The 16,033-nt window shown below is 68.2% G+C and carries 12 protein-coding genes; 6 read left to right on the plus strand and 6 right to left on the minus strand.

Features of this window, described 5'->3' with window-relative positions; translation table 11 throughout:
• Window positions 1-4: 4 nt before the first annotated feature.
• The 3 genes from ASPU41_RS10725 to ASPU41_RS10735 form a co-directional block, all read right to left on the minus strand.
• Complete coding sequence (locus ASPU41_RS10725) at window positions 5-2,308, minus strand: sensor domain-containing phosphodiesterase (RefSeq protein ID WP_083266468.1); 2,304 nt, start codon at window positions 2,306-2,308, stop codon at window positions 5-7.
• Between the two features lie 110 nt (window positions 2,309-2,418).
• Window positions 2,419-3,945: a UDP-glucose dehydrogenase family protein gene (locus tag ASPU41_RS10730; RefSeq protein WP_083266469.1), complete on the minus strand. Its 1,527-nt coding sequence runs from the start codon at window positions 3,943-3,945 to the stop codon at window positions 2,419-2,421.
• A complete protein-coding gene (locus ASPU41_RS10735; protein ID WP_069950909.1) occupies window positions 3,942-5,090 on the minus strand; it encodes a glycosyltransferase family 4 protein in 1,149 nt (382 codons plus the stop codon). The genes ASPU41_RS10730 and ASPU41_RS10735 overlap by 4 nt, the downstream gene beginning before the upstream one ends.
• A 402-nt stretch (window positions 5,091-5,492) precedes the next feature.
• Between ASPU41_RS10735 and ASPU41_RS10740 the strand changes: the two genes are divergently transcribed.
• The gene (locus ASPU41_RS10740; protein ID WP_069950910.1) at window positions 5,493-6,875 is read left to right on the plus strand and encodes a phenylacetate--CoA ligase family protein; all 1,383 of its coding nucleotides are present in this window, start codon (window positions 5,493-5,495) and stop codon (window positions 6,873-6,875) included.
• A 63-nt stretch (window positions 6,876-6,938) separates the two neighbouring features.
• On the opposite strand, the gene ASPU41_RS10745 is transcribed toward ASPU41_RS10740, so the two are convergent.
• Both ASPU41_RS10745 and ASPU41_RS10750 read right to left on the minus strand, forming a co-directional pair.
• Complete coding sequence (locus ASPU41_RS10745; protein ID WP_069950911.1) at window positions 6,939-7,802, minus strand: HNH endonuclease; 864 nt, start codon at window positions 7,800-7,802, stop codon at window positions 6,939-6,941.
• Window positions 7,803-8,011: 209 nt separating this feature from the next.
• Window positions 8,012-8,545, minus strand: a complete 534-nt coding sequence (locus tag ASPU41_RS10750) for a TetR/AcrR family transcriptional regulator (RefSeq protein WP_231941054.1) — start codon at window positions 8,543-8,545, stop codon at window positions 8,012-8,014.
• A 272-nt stretch (window positions 8,546-8,817) separates the two neighbouring features.
• Here ASPU41_RS10750 and ASPU41_RS10755 point away from each other — a divergent pair, with 272 nt between their 5' ends.
• The 5 genes from ASPU41_RS10755 to ASPU41_RS10775 all read left to right on the plus strand — a co-directional run bounded on the left by ASPU41_RS10755 (window position 8,818) and on the right by ASPU41_RS10775 (window position 15,124).
• Complete coding sequence (locus ASPU41_RS10755) at window positions 8,818-10,476, plus strand: class I adenylate-forming enzyme family protein (RefSeq protein WP_157356982.1); 1,659 nt, start codon at window positions 8,818-8,820, stop codon at window positions 10,474-10,476.
• A gap of 2 nt (window positions 10,477-10,478) precedes the next feature.
• Entirely contained in the window at window positions 10,479-11,273 is a 795-nt protein-coding gene (locus tag ASPU41_RS10760) for an SDR family oxidoreductase (protein ID WP_083266470.1), read from the plus strand.
• Window positions 11,274-11,349: 76 nt separating this feature from the next.
• Window positions 11,350-12,588 carry an acyl-CoA dehydrogenase family protein gene (locus tag ASPU41_RS10765; protein WP_069950912.1) on the plus strand — a complete coding sequence of 413 codons (1,239 nt, stop codon included), beginning with the start codon at window positions 11,350-11,352 and terminating at the stop codon, window positions 12,586-12,588.
• On the plus strand, window positions 12,585-13,685 hold the full coding sequence (locus ASPU41_RS10770; protein WP_069950913.1) for a phosphotransferase family protein: 1,101 nt from the start codon (window positions 12,585-12,587) through the stop codon (window positions 13,683-13,685). The genes ASPU41_RS10765 and ASPU41_RS10770 overlap by 4 nt, the downstream gene beginning before the upstream one ends.
• Before the next feature lie 128 nt (window positions 13,686-13,813).
• Entirely contained in the window at window positions 13,814-15,124 is a 1,311-nt protein-coding gene (locus tag ASPU41_RS10775) for an MFS transporter (protein ID WP_083266471.1), read from the plus strand.
• Between the two features lie 411 nt (window positions 15,125-15,535).
• Here the strand turns inward: ASPU41_RS10775 and ASPU41_RS10780 are convergent, their stop codons facing one another.
• Window positions 15,536-16,006 carry a DUF4383 domain-containing protein gene (locus ASPU41_RS10780; protein ID WP_069950914.1) on the minus strand — a complete coding sequence of 157 codons (471 nt, stop codon included), beginning with the start codon at window positions 16,004-16,006 and terminating at the stop codon, window positions 15,536-15,538.
• Window positions 16,007-16,033: the final 27 nt, after the last annotated feature.

Below are 16,033 nucleotides of genomic sequence, written 5' to 3' on the forward strand. Positions count from 1 at the left end.
CGGGTCACCGCGCCCGGGACACCCGTTCTCCCCGCAGGGCCGCGAACGCGTCGTTGGACTCGGCAATGGCGGACCGCAGGCCGGGGCCCGCTTTGGGGCGGGAGAACAGGCAGCCCTGCAACGAATCGCAGTCCAGTTTCATCAGGTATTCGGCCTGCGCTGCCGTCTCGACGCCTTCCGCCGTGACGGTCAGGCCCAGGCCGTGGGCCATGGAGATCATGCAGCTGAGGATGGGCAGTTTCTCATCCCCCGTGTGGATCATCGACGTGAAGGACTGGTCGATCTTCAGGGTGTCCACCGGCAGCCCCTGCAGCCGTCCCAGCGAGGAGAAGCCGGTGCCGAAGTCATCCAGCGCCACCCGCACACCGGCGTTGCGGAGGGCGGTGAGCTGCTGGATCACGTGGCCGTCGTCGTGGAAGAAAACACTTTCGGTGACCTCCACGACCAGCTGCCGCGGGTCCACCGCGGTGTTCGAGGCGACGGCCAGCAACAGCTCGGCGAAGTCCCCGTGCTGCAGCTGGACCCCGGAGACGTTGACGGCGAGGGCGCGTCCGGGGTCCTCCGCCAGCCAAAGTCCCAGCTCGGTGCAGCCTTTCAGGAGCACCTCCGTGCCGATCTCGACGATCAGGCCGCTGCGTTCGGCCGCCGGAATGAACTGCGCCGGAGGGACGATTTCGCCGTCGCGGTCCCAGCGGGCCAGGGCCTCAACCTTCACCACCACGCCGCGCTCGGTCGAGACGATGGGCTGGTAGTGCACGGTGATCTGGCCGGCGTCCACGGCCAGCCGCAGCCCGGCCTCCAGCTCGGTGCGCTGGACCAGGCTCTTCATCATCTCGGGCCGGAACCGCAGGTACCGGTTCTTCCCGGCGGCCTTCGCGGCGTACATCGCGATGTCGGCCCGGCGCATCAGCTCGGAGGCGCCGACGGCGTCCTCGTTGATGGATGCCAGGCCCAGGCTCAGGCTCGGGCGCAGCATGGATCCGTCGATCCGCAGGGGCGCCTTCAGGGACGCGACAATCCGCTCGGCAACGGTTCCGGGGTCCAGCGAGCCGACCAGAAGCACCACGAATTCGTCACCACCCAGCCGTGCTACAACGTCGTTCGGGCGGACACACTCACGCAGGCGCCGGCCGACCTCGATCAGCAGCTGGTCCCCGGCGTGGTGGCCCAAAATGTCGTTGACTTCCTTGAAATCGTCCAGGTCCAGGAGCAGGACGTCGACGGCGGTGCCGCACGGCCCGCGCAGGGCTGCTTCGAGGTGGTCGTTGAAGAGCTTCCGGTTGGACAGTCCGGTCAGCGGGTCCTGGAACGCGAGGGCCTTGAGCTGGGCGGCCTGTGCGGCCAGATCGGCCAGGGCCTGGGTGATCCGGTCCTGCGCGATCCGGGCCGGGGTCACGTCACGGAAACTCCACACCCGGCCGACGACCCGGTCCGCGACCTTCTGCGGGCGGGAATAGCGTTCGAAGGTGCGGCCGTCAAGGAAGTCAAGGACGTCGTGGCTTTCGGCGTCCGGATCGGCGTAAAGCGCGCTGATCTTTTCGACAAACTGCGCGGGGTCCACGAGCTGGTCCAGGACGAAGCCCATTACGGCCTCGTCGTCCTGGGTGGCCAGCAGTTCGCGCGGGACGCCCCACATGGCGTGGAACTGGTTGTTGACTCCGGCGATCCGGCCGTCGGCGCCGACGACGAGGATGCCGTCAGCCGTGGATTCCAGCGTGGCGCTGAGCAGGGACAGAGCTTCGCGGAGTCCGGCGTCGGCGGCGAGCCGGTGGGAGGTGTCGCGGACGGCGACGGCCATGCTGACGGGGGAATCGTCGGTGCCCCCGACCAGCAGCGAGCAGGCCACTTCGCACTGGAACTCGGTGCCGTCGCGCCGCAGACCGTAGGCTTCGACCGGGGGGAGGTCCGGGGCGGTGGGTCCGGGGGCGGCACCCGGGGTGGATTCTGGGTTGGAGTTTGGGACGGCGGTGCCGGCGCCGGTGCCGGCGTCGTCGGCGGAGGAAGCGGAGGCGGAAGAGGTGACGTCAGCGGAAGCGTCCGCCCCCTTGCGGAGGGCGAAGGCGAGGCGGTGGAAGCCGCTCCGGAACCCTTCGGCAACGAGCATGCGGTGGTCCTTGCCCACCAGTTCCTCACGGGTGTAGCCGAACATGCGCTCCGTGGCAGCGTTGACCCGGCGGATGATCCCCTCCTCGGAGATCACCAGAAGGGCATCGGGGCAGGATTCGAGGACCGCCTCGGCGCCGGGCGCAGGGTGCGAGGAAGCCGTCACGGTGCCGCTGTCTTGCGTTTGAGACCACAGGTAATTCATTTGGATTCCTCCCCTCAGGGAATCATAGGGGCCTCACGGCTGAGCGGTGGCTACGTGCACCCGGCGTTTCAGCGTCCGGGTGCCAGCAGCCGGGTTTCAGAGGATGGGTTTCAGCGGGCCCCGTCAGCGCTGCTCGGGCTGGTCGCAACAAGCCGGTGGCCCGCGGACTGGTCCGGGCCGCCTGAGGTGGGTGCGGCGGGGCCGGTTCCGGTCGGGCGGGTTGCGCGGCCCCGACCAAGGCCGCGGACCGTCCAGCCGTCCGCTTCCCAGACTGACGCGTCGACGATGTTCCGGGCGTCCAGCAGGGTCCGGCGCCGGACCAGCGTCCCGGCTTCGGCCGGTAAGAGCGCGGCGTACTCGTCCCATTCGGTCAGCAGCAGCACCAGTTCGGCCCCCTCCAGTGCCTGGGATGTTGACGGCTCGAAGCGCAGCTGCGGGAAGCGGAGCCACGCGTTGTTGATCGCGGCCGGGTCCGTCACCGTGATGTGGGCGCCGTGCGAGGCCAGCTGGAGGGCAACGTCAAGGGCGGGGGAATCCCGGATATCGTCCGTGTCGGGTTTGAAGGCCGCGCCGAGCACCGTGACCCGGCGGCCGCCGAGCTCACCGCCGCACAGTTCCCTCGCCAGCCCGACGGTGCGGGAACGCTGGTCCCGGTTGATGGAATCCACCACCTCCATCCACTGATCCACCGAATGCACGCCCAGACCGGCCGCCTGGACCCGAAGGGATCGGATGTCCTTGGGCAGGCAGCCGCCGCCGAACCCGAGGCCGGCATGGAGGTACCGGCTGCCGATGCGCGGATCGAGGCCCATCGCCGAGCCCAGCTGTTGCACGTCGGCGCCCGTAGCGTCGCAGAGCTCGGCCATTGCGTTGATGAAGCTCAGCTTTGTGGCAAGGTACGCGTTCGACGCGGACTTGATCAGTTCCGCCGTGGCGAAGTTGCAGACCAGCCGCGGAATCCCCGCCGCCAGCAGGGGCGCATAGACGGCGTCGAGGGCCGCGGTGATCGAGGTGCCGGTGAGGGCGGTGTGGGCGGTGCCGGCGGTGCCGGTATGGGCGGTGCCGACGTCGGCATCCGTACCTTCAGCGTTGCCACCTTCAGCGTTGCCGTCGCGGGAGTGGCCAGCCTCGGGGACGCCGTAGACCAGGCGGTCCGGGACCAGGGAGTCCTTGACCGCGGTGCCCTGGCGCAGGAACTCCGGGTTCCAGCCCAGCAGAACATCCGGCCGCTGGGACAACACACCGCGGAGCATATCCACCGTTCCCACCGGAACCGTGGACTTGCCCACCACGGCGGACCGTGCGGCCAGATGGGGGAGCAGCGTCTCGGTGGCGGCGACGAGGTAGCTGAGGTCGGCGCCGTCGGAAGTTTTGGACTGCGGTGTGCCCACGCAGAGAAAATGCAGCTGAGCGCTGGCGGCGTCGGCGAATTCCGTGGAGAAGCTGAGCCGGCCGGTGGCGATGCCGTCGCGCAGGAGTTCGTCCAGCCCCGGTTCGAAGAACGGCGCCGCACCCCGGCCCAGCTGTTCGACCTTGGCGGCGTCGACGTCGATCCCCACCACGCGGTGGCCCATCGATGCCAGGGTGGCCGCATGCACGGCCCCCAGGTAACCGCAGCCGATCACGGAAATTATCACAGGGCGACTCCTTGAGGGGTTGTTGTGGCGATGTCGGCGGCGAGGACCGCCTGGTAGTGCTGGACCAGCTCGGCACCAAGGGCTGACCATGTCCGGCCCTGGACCGACGCGTGGGCCGCCGCGGCGAACGCCCGGCGCTTGGCGTCGTCGCCCATCAGGTCCACCACGTGGTTCCGCAGCGCGGCGAGATCGCCCGGCTTGTACAGCCAGCCGGTGCGGGAATTCTCGACGAGGTCCAGCGGTCCGCCGCGGCCCGTGGCAACCACCGGCACGCCCGAGGCCATCGCCTCCTGGATGGTCTGGCAGAAGGTCTCAAACTCCCCGGGGTGCACAAAGAGATCGAAGGACGCCACCGCCCGGGCCAGCTCCTCGCTGCCGAGGAACCCGGTGAAGACCGCGTCCGGCAGGGCGTCCTGGAGGGCCTGCCGCTGGGGCCCGTCGCCCACAATCACCAGCCGGGTCCCGGGAACATCGGCCAGCACGCCAAGGTCCTGCACCTGCTTCTCGACCGCGAGCCGGCCCACGTAGCCGATGATGCGCTCGCCGGCCGGGGCGACGGCCGCCCGCCATCCGGCGTCGCGCTTGTCCGGGGAGAACCGCTGGGTATCCACGCCGCGCCGCCACATCTGGACCCGCGGAATGCCGCGGCCGCGGAGCTGGTTGACCGCGAAACTGGAGGGAGCCAGGGTCCGGGAGGCGAGCAGGTGGATGTTCTCCACCCGGTTCCAGGCCCAGTTCTCCAGGAAGGGGACGCCATACCGCCCGGCGTAGCCCGGGACCTCGGTCTGGTAGATGGCTATGGTGGGGATCCCCAGCTGCTGTGCGGCCTGTGCCGCGCGCCAGCCGAGCACGAACGGCGACGCCAGGTGGACCACGTCCGGTGCAAACTCGGCAAGGATTCGCTTGACCCGATAAACACCGCCCATCGCCACCCGCACGTTCGCGTAGCCAGCCAGCGGAACCGAGGGCAGCCGGTGGACATGCGCCCCGTAGACCCTGTCGGGGGCCTCCGTGTCCTGGGTGGACGGCGCGATCACGAGCACCTCGTCCCCGCGCTCCTGCAGATGCTCCAGGACCCGCAGGATCGAATGCGTTACCCCATTCATAAGCGGAAGGAATGACTCGGCGACAATTGCGATCCTCACCCCTCCACGGTGCGGGGACAGGCTTTCGGGGCGGGGGTGGGCGTATGGCGGGGGAAGGAAGAGTGGGTTAACAGGGCGGGCGCGGGGTCCGAGATCGGCGCGGCTTGGCTCGAGATCGGCGCAGGCGGGGCTTGCTCGGGATGGTTGCGGCGCGGGTGCGGTTGCCGGATCTGCCTCCCGCCCGCTGGACGTGCCCTCCGGCCGCGCCCAGGACAGGACATAACCCCGTATGCCCCCTCGTTGCCGCGAAAAATGGGCATGTCCAGTGGTCACGTCCGCGTGCGGATCCGGCGCAGGTCCGCTTCCCGGGGTAGGCGGGGACGAAAGCCCCTGTCAGGGCGCCTGCTGCAGTGGAAAGGTGGTCTGAAGGCTGAGGTGCCGTCCTGGAAAGGGTGATTTCCGATGCGAAGCCTATCCGGAACGATGATCGGGATCGCTTGGGACATCTGGCGCGCTGAGCGGGGCGGCCCCGAAGGGATCGCCCGGCGGCAGCAGGCCCGGCTCGCGGAGCTCGTGGAGTTCGCCCGGTCCTCGTCCCCCTATTACCGCCGCCTGTACCGGGACGTGCCGGACGAGGTCACGGATCTGGGGCAGCTTCCCCGGGCCGGCAAGCGGGAGCTGATGGCGAACTTCGACGACTGGGTGACGGACCCGCACATCACCCTGGCGAAACTGAGGTCGGAGTTGCTCGCTGACGTCTCCCGGCTCGGGACCCTTTACCGCGGGAAGTACCTGGTGGTGACCACGTCCGGCACCACCGGGGAGCCGGCCGTCCTGGTGCACGACCGGTTGTCGTGGGTGGTGGTCAACCTGGTGGTGCGGGTTCGCGAGCGGCGGACCCTGGTCCGGGCTGCTGAAGTGCGGGCGCTTCTGCGCCACGGGGCGCGGGCTGCTGCCCTCGTCGCGGGAGGAGGCCACTTCGCGGGCGTGGTCCTGACCGAATCCGCGCGGCGGCGCGCCTCGATCATCGCCCGGCGGGTCCGGGTCTTCTCAGTGCTGAGGCCGCTTCCGGATCTGGTGGCGGAACTCAACGACTTCAAGCCCACGCTACTGTACGGCTACCCCAGCGCGATGGCGCAGCTGGCCGCCGAACAGCAGGCCGGGCGGCTGCGGATCCGCCCCGTCCTGGCCATCAGTTCCGGCGAGAACCTGTCCGCCGCCGGACGTGCAACCATCGAATCGGCGCTTGGCTGCCGGGTCACCGAACGCTATCTCTCCTCGGAAGTCCCCGCCCTGACCAGCCAGTGCCGGAACGGCGCGTTCCACGTCAACAGCGACTGGTACATCCTCGAGCCGGTGGACGCGGACTACCGGCCGGTCCCGGCCGGCGTCGCCTCCCACACCGTGCTCGTGACCAACCTGGCCAACCGGGTGCAGCCGTTGATCCGCTACGACCTCGGGGACCGCGTCTCGTTCGCCACTGCCCCGTGCCCCTGCGGCAGCCCTTTTCCTCCGGTAAGAATCGAAGGGCGTGCCGGGGACTTGGTTTCCTTCGCGGCACCTGACGGTCGCGGGGTCACGGTCGTGCCGTTGGCACTGGGCACGGTGATCGAGCAGACCGCCGGAGTGCGCCGGTTCCAGGCGATCCGCACCGGGCCGGCAACCCTGCGGCTGCGGCTGGAGGTCTGGCCAGGATCCGATCTGGCGCAGGTGCGGAAAGCAGTCGGGGAGCGGTTGGACAGCTTCTTCGCGGCCCAGGGGACCGGCAGGGTCGCCGTCGAACATGCGGAGGAGCTGCCGCGGCCGGACCCCAGCGGCAAGTTCCGGCAGGTCTGGTCCGCCTGACGGCGCTGCAGCCGGACGACGTGGTGGGGGATGCTCAATACCGGCGGAGATGCCGCGGCGGGTCTACTGCGGCCCCAGAAGCTCGCGGGCCTGCCGCTGGGCCTCGAGCTGTTCGGCGGTGAGGGTGGAGCCGCGGAGGAACCCGGCGTCGCCAATGATCCGGCGCAGCTCGGCCACCGTCCGGGGAGTGCCCACTCCCTGGTGGGCCATGGCATGGCAGTTCGCGCAGAGCGGGATGAGGTCGGTGATGGGATCGAGCTGGTAACCGCTGCCGAGCTGGGAAACCGGGACGACATGGTGGATATGGATGAAGTCCTTGCCGATCTCGCCGTAGGCCGTTTCGAAGGAAAATCCACACGCCGCGCAGTTGGTGCCGTGGTACGCGATGCAGGCTCGCCGGGCCTCCGGGCTGCGTTCGTAGCGGTTGGCCTCGACCCTGACGACCGCGCCCTCCGGATAGGTTCCTGGCACGGCGTCCGTGGGATCCGGCCCTTGCTGAGGCCCGAAGCTACCCCACAGGGTGCGGATGTTGGCCTCCTCGGGCGGCTCAACGGCCAGTCCCGAGCCGAAGACGCTGCTCCAGGGGACCCCGGGCACGGCTTCCTTGAGAACTGCGGAGGCTATCTGGTCGCCCAGGGGAAGGAGTGCGTCGAAAGCCACCTGCACGTACATCGCGGTCTTCCCCGGTTCGGAATAGTGTGGGCCGGGTTCGGGCTGCTCCGAGACCACGACGCCATGGCCGATCAGTCCCCGGCCGTGGTCTCCCTGCAGGAGCAACCAGGCGTCCGCACCCGCGCTGATATTCCGGTGGCGGCCCACGCTCCACGGCTCGAGGTGAAGGCCGGTCGCGGCAACGCGCTCGACGACTTCCGCGTAGTTCCAGTCGTTCCAGCGGTCCGGGTTCCAGCCCAGGATGATGGCGGTCATCTGGCCATTCTCGCAGGACCGGGGCGCAGTAAGCGCGGCCTCGATTGAGCCATTGGACGCAGATGGCCGCCATTCGTGACTTCATAGCGGCCGTTTGCGGCGAATGGGCGCGGGAGGGGTGGCCCATGGCGGCCGTTTGTGGCGAATGGGTGAGCTTGAGCGGGCGGGTTCAAGCGGTCGGGCGACCCGAACCAAAGAGGCAGACTCCGTCAGCGTCCGACGGCTGCCCCTGCGGTCAGTCGGCACAGCCGGCCGTACCGGTCGGCAAGTTCCTCGGGCGTGAGCTCGCCGTCGATCCGGTACCACTGGGCCACGCCCGTGCACATCGTGGTGATCGCGCGGCTGGTTTCGCGGGGGTGGGGCGCGTCAAAGATCCCGGCGGCCACGCCTTCGTCGATGATCCCGCTGAGCAGGGCCTGCTGGCGGTCGCGGGCTGCAATGTGGTCCGCGCGCGCGGATCCTTCAAGGCTGCGGATCTCGCTGAGGGCGATGAAGGCCAGTTCGCCCCGGTGGGCGTGGAAGAGAGTGAGGCAACGGATCAGCCGGTTGAACCTGTCCAGCACCGACTGCGGGCCGTCGGCAAGTGCAGCCGTGCTCCGGGTCCAGAGCTCGCTCATGGCCTCGGCGTCGAGCGCCACAAGCAGCGCCTGCTTGGACGGGAAATGGTGGTAGAGCCCGGGCACTGACAATCCCGCCCGGGTCGCAACCTGGCGGATCGTCGTCCCGTGGTAGCCGTTCTCCATAAAGCATGCCAAGGCTGCTGCCAGGGCCGGGCGGAGGGCGGGAGGCGAGAAATCCTGCCACCCGGCGCTCGCAGCCTTCGGACGCTCCGTCCCAGTTACCGCAGCCGACGCCTTTGAATGCGTGGCACCTCGTGCGCCCATGTCCACGTGACCCCTTGCCGTAGTTGTGTATCTACACTATATTCGATTGAACCGAGCGAGCGCTCGGTAAAGTAAGCTAAGTCACAAAGAGATTCACTGTCCTCTGTTCAACGAAGAAGAGACTCATCGCCGTGAACGAAACCGTAGACCCAGCCTGGACTGCCCTGTATCCCGCGGGCATCCCACCCCGCGTCGAGCCTGCCGCCGGGTCCATCAATGAAGCCTGGTCCCAACGCGTCCGTGAGGCGCCGGATGCCACCGCGGTGACCTACTTCGACCAGTCGCTGTCCGCGTCCGACGTCGACTCCCTCACCGACGCGCTCAGCGTCGAACTTCAACAGCGGGGCGTTGGCCCCGGAAGTGCCGTCGGCATCTACCTGCAGAACATCCCGCAGTTCGCCCTGTCCATGCTGGCCATCTGGAAGGCCGGCGGGACGGCGCTGATGCTGAACCCGATGTACAAGGGAAAGGAGCTCCGCAACATTATCGACGACTCGGGCGCCGTCGGGATCGTGTGCCTCGACGGAGAGCTTGACGACGTGAGGGCGACGCTCCGCGGCAGCAGCGTGGCCTGGGTGATTACCACCACCGACCTAGACTTCCAGAGCGAGGATGACCCGCGGGTCTTCCGCTCGCCGGTCCGGCGTGAACGCACGGACGATGACCTGCGCTCGATCCTCCAGCGGAGGTCCGGCCAGGTCCCGATCCCGGCGGCGCTCACCGGAGACAGCGTGGCGCTGCTGACCTACACCTCGGGAACGACCGGCCCGGCAAAGGGTGCCCTGGGAACCCACCGGAACGTGATGGCCGTGGCAACGGGCTACGCGCAATGGCAGGACCTGGCGCCAGGGGACGTCGTGCTCGCCGTTGCACCCCTCTTCCACATCACGGGTGCGGTGGCCACCGCGGTGACGGCCCTCATCCACCCCGTGAACCTTGTTTTCATCAACAGGGTCCGGCCGGATGTCATCCTTGAGTCCTTCAACCGGCACGGGGTGACCCATGTCATCGGGTCAATCACCGTGTTCAACGCGCTCCTGGATCTGGCGCACGCCTCGTCCGCGGAGTTCGCGACGCTCAAGTACATCTACTCCGGCGGCGCTCCGATCCCGCCGGCCACTGTGGCGGCTTTCCAGGCACGCTTCGCCCAGTACATCCACAACGTCTATGGCATGACCGAGACGGCCTCTGCCGTGATCGCGGTACCGCCCGGGCTGGTGGCGCCGGTCGATGCCGCCAGCGGCACTCTCGCGATCGGCGTGCCCCTGCCGAATCTCCTGGCCCGGGTCATTGGTCTGGACGGCGAACCGGTTCCGGACGGCGAGCCGGGGGAGCTGGAGCTCAGCGGGCCGCAGGTGACCCCCGGCTACCTGAATAAGCCGGCAGAGACGGCAGCCGCTATTCCCGGCGGCCGGCTGCGCACCGGGGATGTCGCCATTATGGACGCGGCCGGCTGGATCTACCTCGTGGACCGGATGAAGGACCAGATCAACGTTTCGGGCTACAAGGTGTGGCCCCGGGAAGTCGAAGACGCCCTCTACGAGCATCCGGCGGTCCTCGAAGCCGCGGTGGTCGGCCAGCCGGACAGCTACAGCGGCGAAGCGGTGGTTGCCTACGTCTCGCTGAAGGCCGGCGAACATGCGACCGACACCGAGCTGATTTCCTTCGCCAAGGAGCGGATGGCGGCCTACAAGTATCCGCGCCGGCTCTACATCCTGAACGATCTACCCAAAACGCACACCGGCAAGATCCAGCGGCGGGAACTCCGCGGCCTGAACCTGAAGGACTGAACGTGACCGGACAGAACGAGACCCAGCCCAACATCCCCCGCCGGCTCGAGGGCAAGACCGCCCTGGTGACCGGCTCCAGCCGCGGCATCGGCCTGGCCATCGCCCGCCGGCTCTCGGCGGAAGGTGCGCGGGTCGTCCTGACGGCCAGGACGCAGGAAACCCTCGACGAGGCCGTTGCGTCCTTCCCCCCGGGCACCGCCTACGGCGTCGCCGGAAAAGCGGACGACGCCGGCCACCAGCAGGCAGTCTTCGAGTTGATTGCCCGCGAAACCGGCGGCCTGGACATCCTGGTCAACAACGCCGGCATCAACCCGGTCTACGGCCCGCTGGCCGAACTCGACCTCGACGCGGCACGCAAAGTCTTCAACGTCAACGTCATCGGAACGCTGGCCTGGGTGCAGGGTGCACTGTCCCACCCCGGGCTGGGCTTCCGGGACCGCGGCGGCTGCGTCGTGAACATATCCTCCGTCACCGGCGACACTCCCTCCGAAGGGATCGGGCTCTACGGCATCAGCAAGTCCGCGGTATCCCACCTGACCCGCACCCTCGCCGTCGAACTCGGCCCCGAGATCCGCGTCAACGCCGTCGCCCCCGCCGTCGTCAAGACCCAGTTCGCGAAGGCGCTCTACGAGGGCAAGGAAGCAGAAGTCGCCGGGCAATACCCGCTCAAGCGGCTCGGGGTCCCCGAGGACGTCGCCGCCGCCGTCGCGTTTCTCGCCTCCCCGGACGCTGACTGGATCACCGGCCAGATCCTCACGGTCGACGGCGGTCTGCTGACCGCCGGCGGCACCGCCTAGCACCCGCCTTCCGCTGCAGCACCCCGGCGGTGCTGCGCTTCAGCGCTTCACCCCTTCCGGCCCGAAAGGACCTCCCATGAACCAAAGCCCCCTGCCTCCCGCCGCCGAAGACCTCCGGCTCCGCACGCGAGAGTTCATCCGCAGTGTCGTGATCCCCGCCGAGCCGCGGCCAGGCGTTCGCCTGGACGACGGGCTCCGACGGGAACTCGGCGAAGCCGCCAAAGCCGCCGGCGTGTTCGCCCCGCACGTCCCCGTCGCCTTTGGCGGACAGGGCCTGCCCGTGGACCAGTGGTCCCCGATCTTCCAGGAAGCCGGCTATTCCCCGATCGGGCCGGCCGTACTCAACTGCATGGCGCCCGATGAGGGCAATATGCACATGCTGAACATCATCGGCACCGAGGAGCAGAAAAGGCGGTATCTTGCACCCCTCGCAGCCGGTGACACCTTCTCCTGCTTCGGGATGACCGAGCCCCACCCGGGCGCCGGGTCGGACCCCGCGGGGCTGCTGACCACCGCGACCCGCGAGGGGGATTCCTGGACGATCTCCGGGGACAAGCGTTTCACCAGCGGGGCCGAACACGCCGGATTCGCGATCGTCATGGCACGGACACCAGGTGCCGGGCCGGAGACGGACGGCGCCACGATGTTCCTGGTGGACATGGACGCCCGGGGGGTGCGCCTGGGCAACCCGATCCACACCATTGACCGGACCATCGCCGGCGGGCATCCGAACCTGCACTTCGACAACGTTGTGGTCGGGCCGGAGGCGGTGCTCGGCGAAGTCGGCCTCGGCTTCAAGTACGCCCAGGTCCGGCTGGGACCGGCCCGGCTCACCCACTGCATGCGCTGGCTCGGCCTGGCCCGCCGCTCGCTGGACATCGCTTTGGACCGGACCGACACCCGGGAAATCTTCGGCTCACCCATCGCGCAGCTCGGCATCGCCCAGGAGATGATCGCCCAGTCCGTGATCGACATCGAAACCTCGGACGCGATCATCACCAAGACCGCCGCCCTCCTGGTCTCCGATCCGAAGGCCGGCTCGGCGATGTCCTCGATCGCCAAGGTGCACTGCTCCGAGGCCGTTTTCCGGGTCATCGACCGCGCCATCCAGCTCTGCGGGGGCGACGGCGTGTCCGACGGGCTGCCGCTGGCACAGTACGCCGCCGAAGTCCGGCCCTTCCGGATCTACGACGGCGCCAACGAGACCCACAAGTGGGCCATCTCGCGGCGCGCCTCCTCGCACCGCCGCCGGGTGGTTGCCGGCGGCGAGCCGTTCCTGGGCGCTGCCCGTTACCCTCTGGGAGCCGAATCATGAAGCCCGCCGGGGTCACGGAAGCCGCCCAGCCCGAGGTCGTCGACAGCGGGGACCAGGCCGCCTCGCTGACCCGGCCGCCGTTGCTGATCCTGGACAACGTCCGCGACTTCCTGGACGGAGCCGGGCTGGGGTCCGGCGACCTGGAGTGGGAGCGGATCGGGGACGGCCAGTCAAACGTGACGTTCCGGCTGCGCCGGGACGGGACCGACGTCGTGCTCCGCCGCGGACCGCGGCCGCCGCTGCCCAAGTCCACCCACGACATGGTGCGGGAAGCCCGAATCCAGCTGGCCCTGGCACCGCTGGGCATGCCCGTTCCGCGCATCCTGGCCGTGTGCGAGGACGACTCCGTCCTCGGTGTTCCGTTCTACGTGATGGAGCACCTCAACGGCACGGTCCTCACCGACACGGTTCCCCCGCACCTCGACGCCCTGGAATCGCGCCGGGCGACCAGTGAGGCAGTGGTGGACACCCTCGCGGACCTGCACTCCCTGGACGTGTCCAGCGGAGAGATCGCCCGGATCGGCCGGCCCCAGGGCTACCTGGAACGCCAGGTCGCGCGGTTCGCCTCCTTGTGGGACGTCAACACGACCCGGGATCTGCCCGCTGTCGGACGCTTAGCCTCCTGGCTGGAGGAAAACCGCCCGGAGAGCCAACGCGATTCGGTGATCCACGGCGACTACCGCACCGGCAACCTGATGTTCGCCTTGGACGCGCCGCCGCGCGTGACCGCCGTGCTCGACTGGGAAATGGCCACGCTGGGCGACCCGCTGGCCGATCTCGGCTATCTGACCGCGACCTACGCCGACGCCGACGAGCCGTTCACCACCATGGAACTGACACCGGTCACCCGGCTGCCCGGGTACCTTCGGCGGCAGGAACTGATCGACCGGTACCAGGAGCGGATGTCCCTCGACCTCACATCCCTGCCCTGGTACCAGGCCCTGGCCCTGTGGAAGGCCGCGATCTTCAGCGAGGCGATTCATACCCGCTGGCTGCGTGGCGAACGCCCGGGGGACACCGGTTTCGGCGCCGCCATGGAACACGGCGTGCCGCAACTGCTGGACGTCGCCGAACGCCTCGCGACCCGCCTGAAGTAAAACCCTCGCAAGTCCGCCACCCGCGGGCTGTCTGCTCCTGGGCTGTGGCCGCCGCCGGCGCCATGGTCCCCCCAGTCATGCCCCTTTGACCGAATTCCTCATACAGCGCAGTTAGGGAAGGAACCACCATGGACAGCACCATCCGACTTGAGGCCGCCCCGCCCCGGCAGCAACAGCCTCGTCCCGATCAAGGCTCCAAACGACGTTCCATGCTGGCCAGCACCGTCGGCAACGTCCTGGAATGGTACGAGTGGAGCGCCTACGCCGTCTTCGCGCCCTTCATTGCGGCGGCGATGTTCGATTCCAAGGACCCTGTCTCGGCCCTGCTCTCCACGCTGGCGGTCTTCGCGGTGGGATTCCTGATGCGCCCGCTGGGCGGCATTGTGTTCGGACGGATCGCCGACAAGCGCGGCCGCAAGTTCGTATTGATCACCACCATGCTGATCATGGCCGGCGGCTCGCTCCTGATCGGGCTGATGCCGACCTATGGCCAGGTGGGTATCTGGGCCTCCGTGCTCCTGCTGCTGGCCCGGGTTGCGCAGGGCTTTGCCCACGGCGGAGAGTCGGCCACGGCCAACACCTACATCGCGGAGATCGCACCGCCGGCCAAACGCGGGCAGTGGGGAAGCATCGTTTTCGTCGCCATCTTTGGCGGCTCGGTGCTCGCCTATGTCGTGGGCGGCGGCGTGACCAGCATCCTGGGCGCGGCCGGAGTGGCGCAATGGGGATGGCGCATCCCCTTCCTGCTGGGGGCCGTGCTGGCACTGGCGGCGCTCTACCTTCGCCGGGGCATGGAAGAAAGCGACGTCTTCGAAGCCAAAGCAGCGGCCGCCGAGGTTGCACCGATCCCGCGCAAGACCGTCATCCGCGCCGTCCTGCTCATGATCGCCATGACCTCCGGCATCACCGCCGCGCACTACACCTGGACGTCCTACGCCTCGACCTTCGCCATCACCCAGCGGGGAATGGATCCCCAGACCGCGTACTGGGCCTCCGTGATTGCACAATCGATTGCCCTCATCACCCTGCCGTTCTGGGGGCGGCTCTCTGACCGGATCGGACGCAGGCCCCTGCTGATCGGCTTCTCCGTCGCCATGGTCGCCGCGCAATTCCCGCTGATGGGCATGATCACCAGCGATGGCTGGACGCTCGCCGTCGCCGCCACCCTGGCCCTGTGCATCGTCGCCATCCCGGGGGCACTGCTCGCAGCCGTGCTGTCAGAGAACTTCCCCACCAAGATCCGCACCCAGGGCATCGGCTTTGCCTATTCCTTGTCGGTCGCGATCTTCGGCGGAACGGCACCGTACCTGAATGCCCTCTTCAACAGCTGGAGCCTGGGCTGGCTCTCCAGCATCTACATCATTGTGCTGTGCCTCGCCACGGCGCTCGCGGTGTTCAAGCTTCCGGAGACCAGGGGCATCGACCTGAACGACGCCTAGTGGCGCAGCACGCCTGCCCCGGCCGGAGATCTGCGCCCGGGGGTGTTGCAACGATCGCTAGAACTCAAGCATTACGGGCAGCGATTCGCCACAGATGGCCGCTAAACGCGGTTTCATGGCGGCCATCTGCGGCGAATGGGCGCCGGAGAGCTGGCTCATAGCGGCCATCTGCGGCGAATGGGCGGGGTTTGGCCGCTCCGGGGGCCCCGGGCGGTCACAAAATGCCGCCCGCCGGGGCGCGAGGCCGCCAACACCCGGCCAGCCCCACGCCGACGCGAAACGCAGCCCCGCCCCCGGCACAAAGAAAGCTGGTGCAGCCGCACGAGGCGACTGCACCAGCAGGTAGTACGAATTTTCAGAATGCTATGAAACGTTACTCATTCGCGGCTCCCTTTATCCCGGTTGTTTGCTTTACCGGGTCTTTGCGTCCTCGGCCAGATGCCTGGACATCAGCCAACCGGCGCCCACCATTGCTACGCCCAAGATCATGAAGGCCCAGTTATCCATGGTGTTCAGCGACAGGAAATTGGCCGCCGACCCCACCCCAACGATGAGCCCGTAGACGCTAAGGACGATGTACAGCAGGCCAAAGCCCATGAGAAAGTTCCGGGCACCCATGGGGTTGTTCCGGGACATGGCCCAGCCGGTGGCGCCGATCGCGAGCTGAACGACGTTCAGCAGCATCGATACCTGGAACACTCCCAGGAACAGGGCCTGGGAATCGGGTCCGAGGAACGCCAATTCGTTGTACTGCGTGGTGATGCCCGGGATGAACCCCAGGATGCCCACGACTATCAGGACGATACCTACACCCATGCCGGCGTTCTGGACATCGGTCCGTCCGAAGTGAACGCCGTGTGCATGTGGAGATGCGGTAGTCATTTTTCTGCCTCCAACCACTGATTGCGG

The organism is Arthrobacter sp. U41 (assembly GCF_001750145.1).
In the GTDB taxonomy this organism is placed as follows: Bacteria; Actinomycetota; Actinomycetes; order Actinomycetales; family Micrococcaceae; genus Arthrobacter.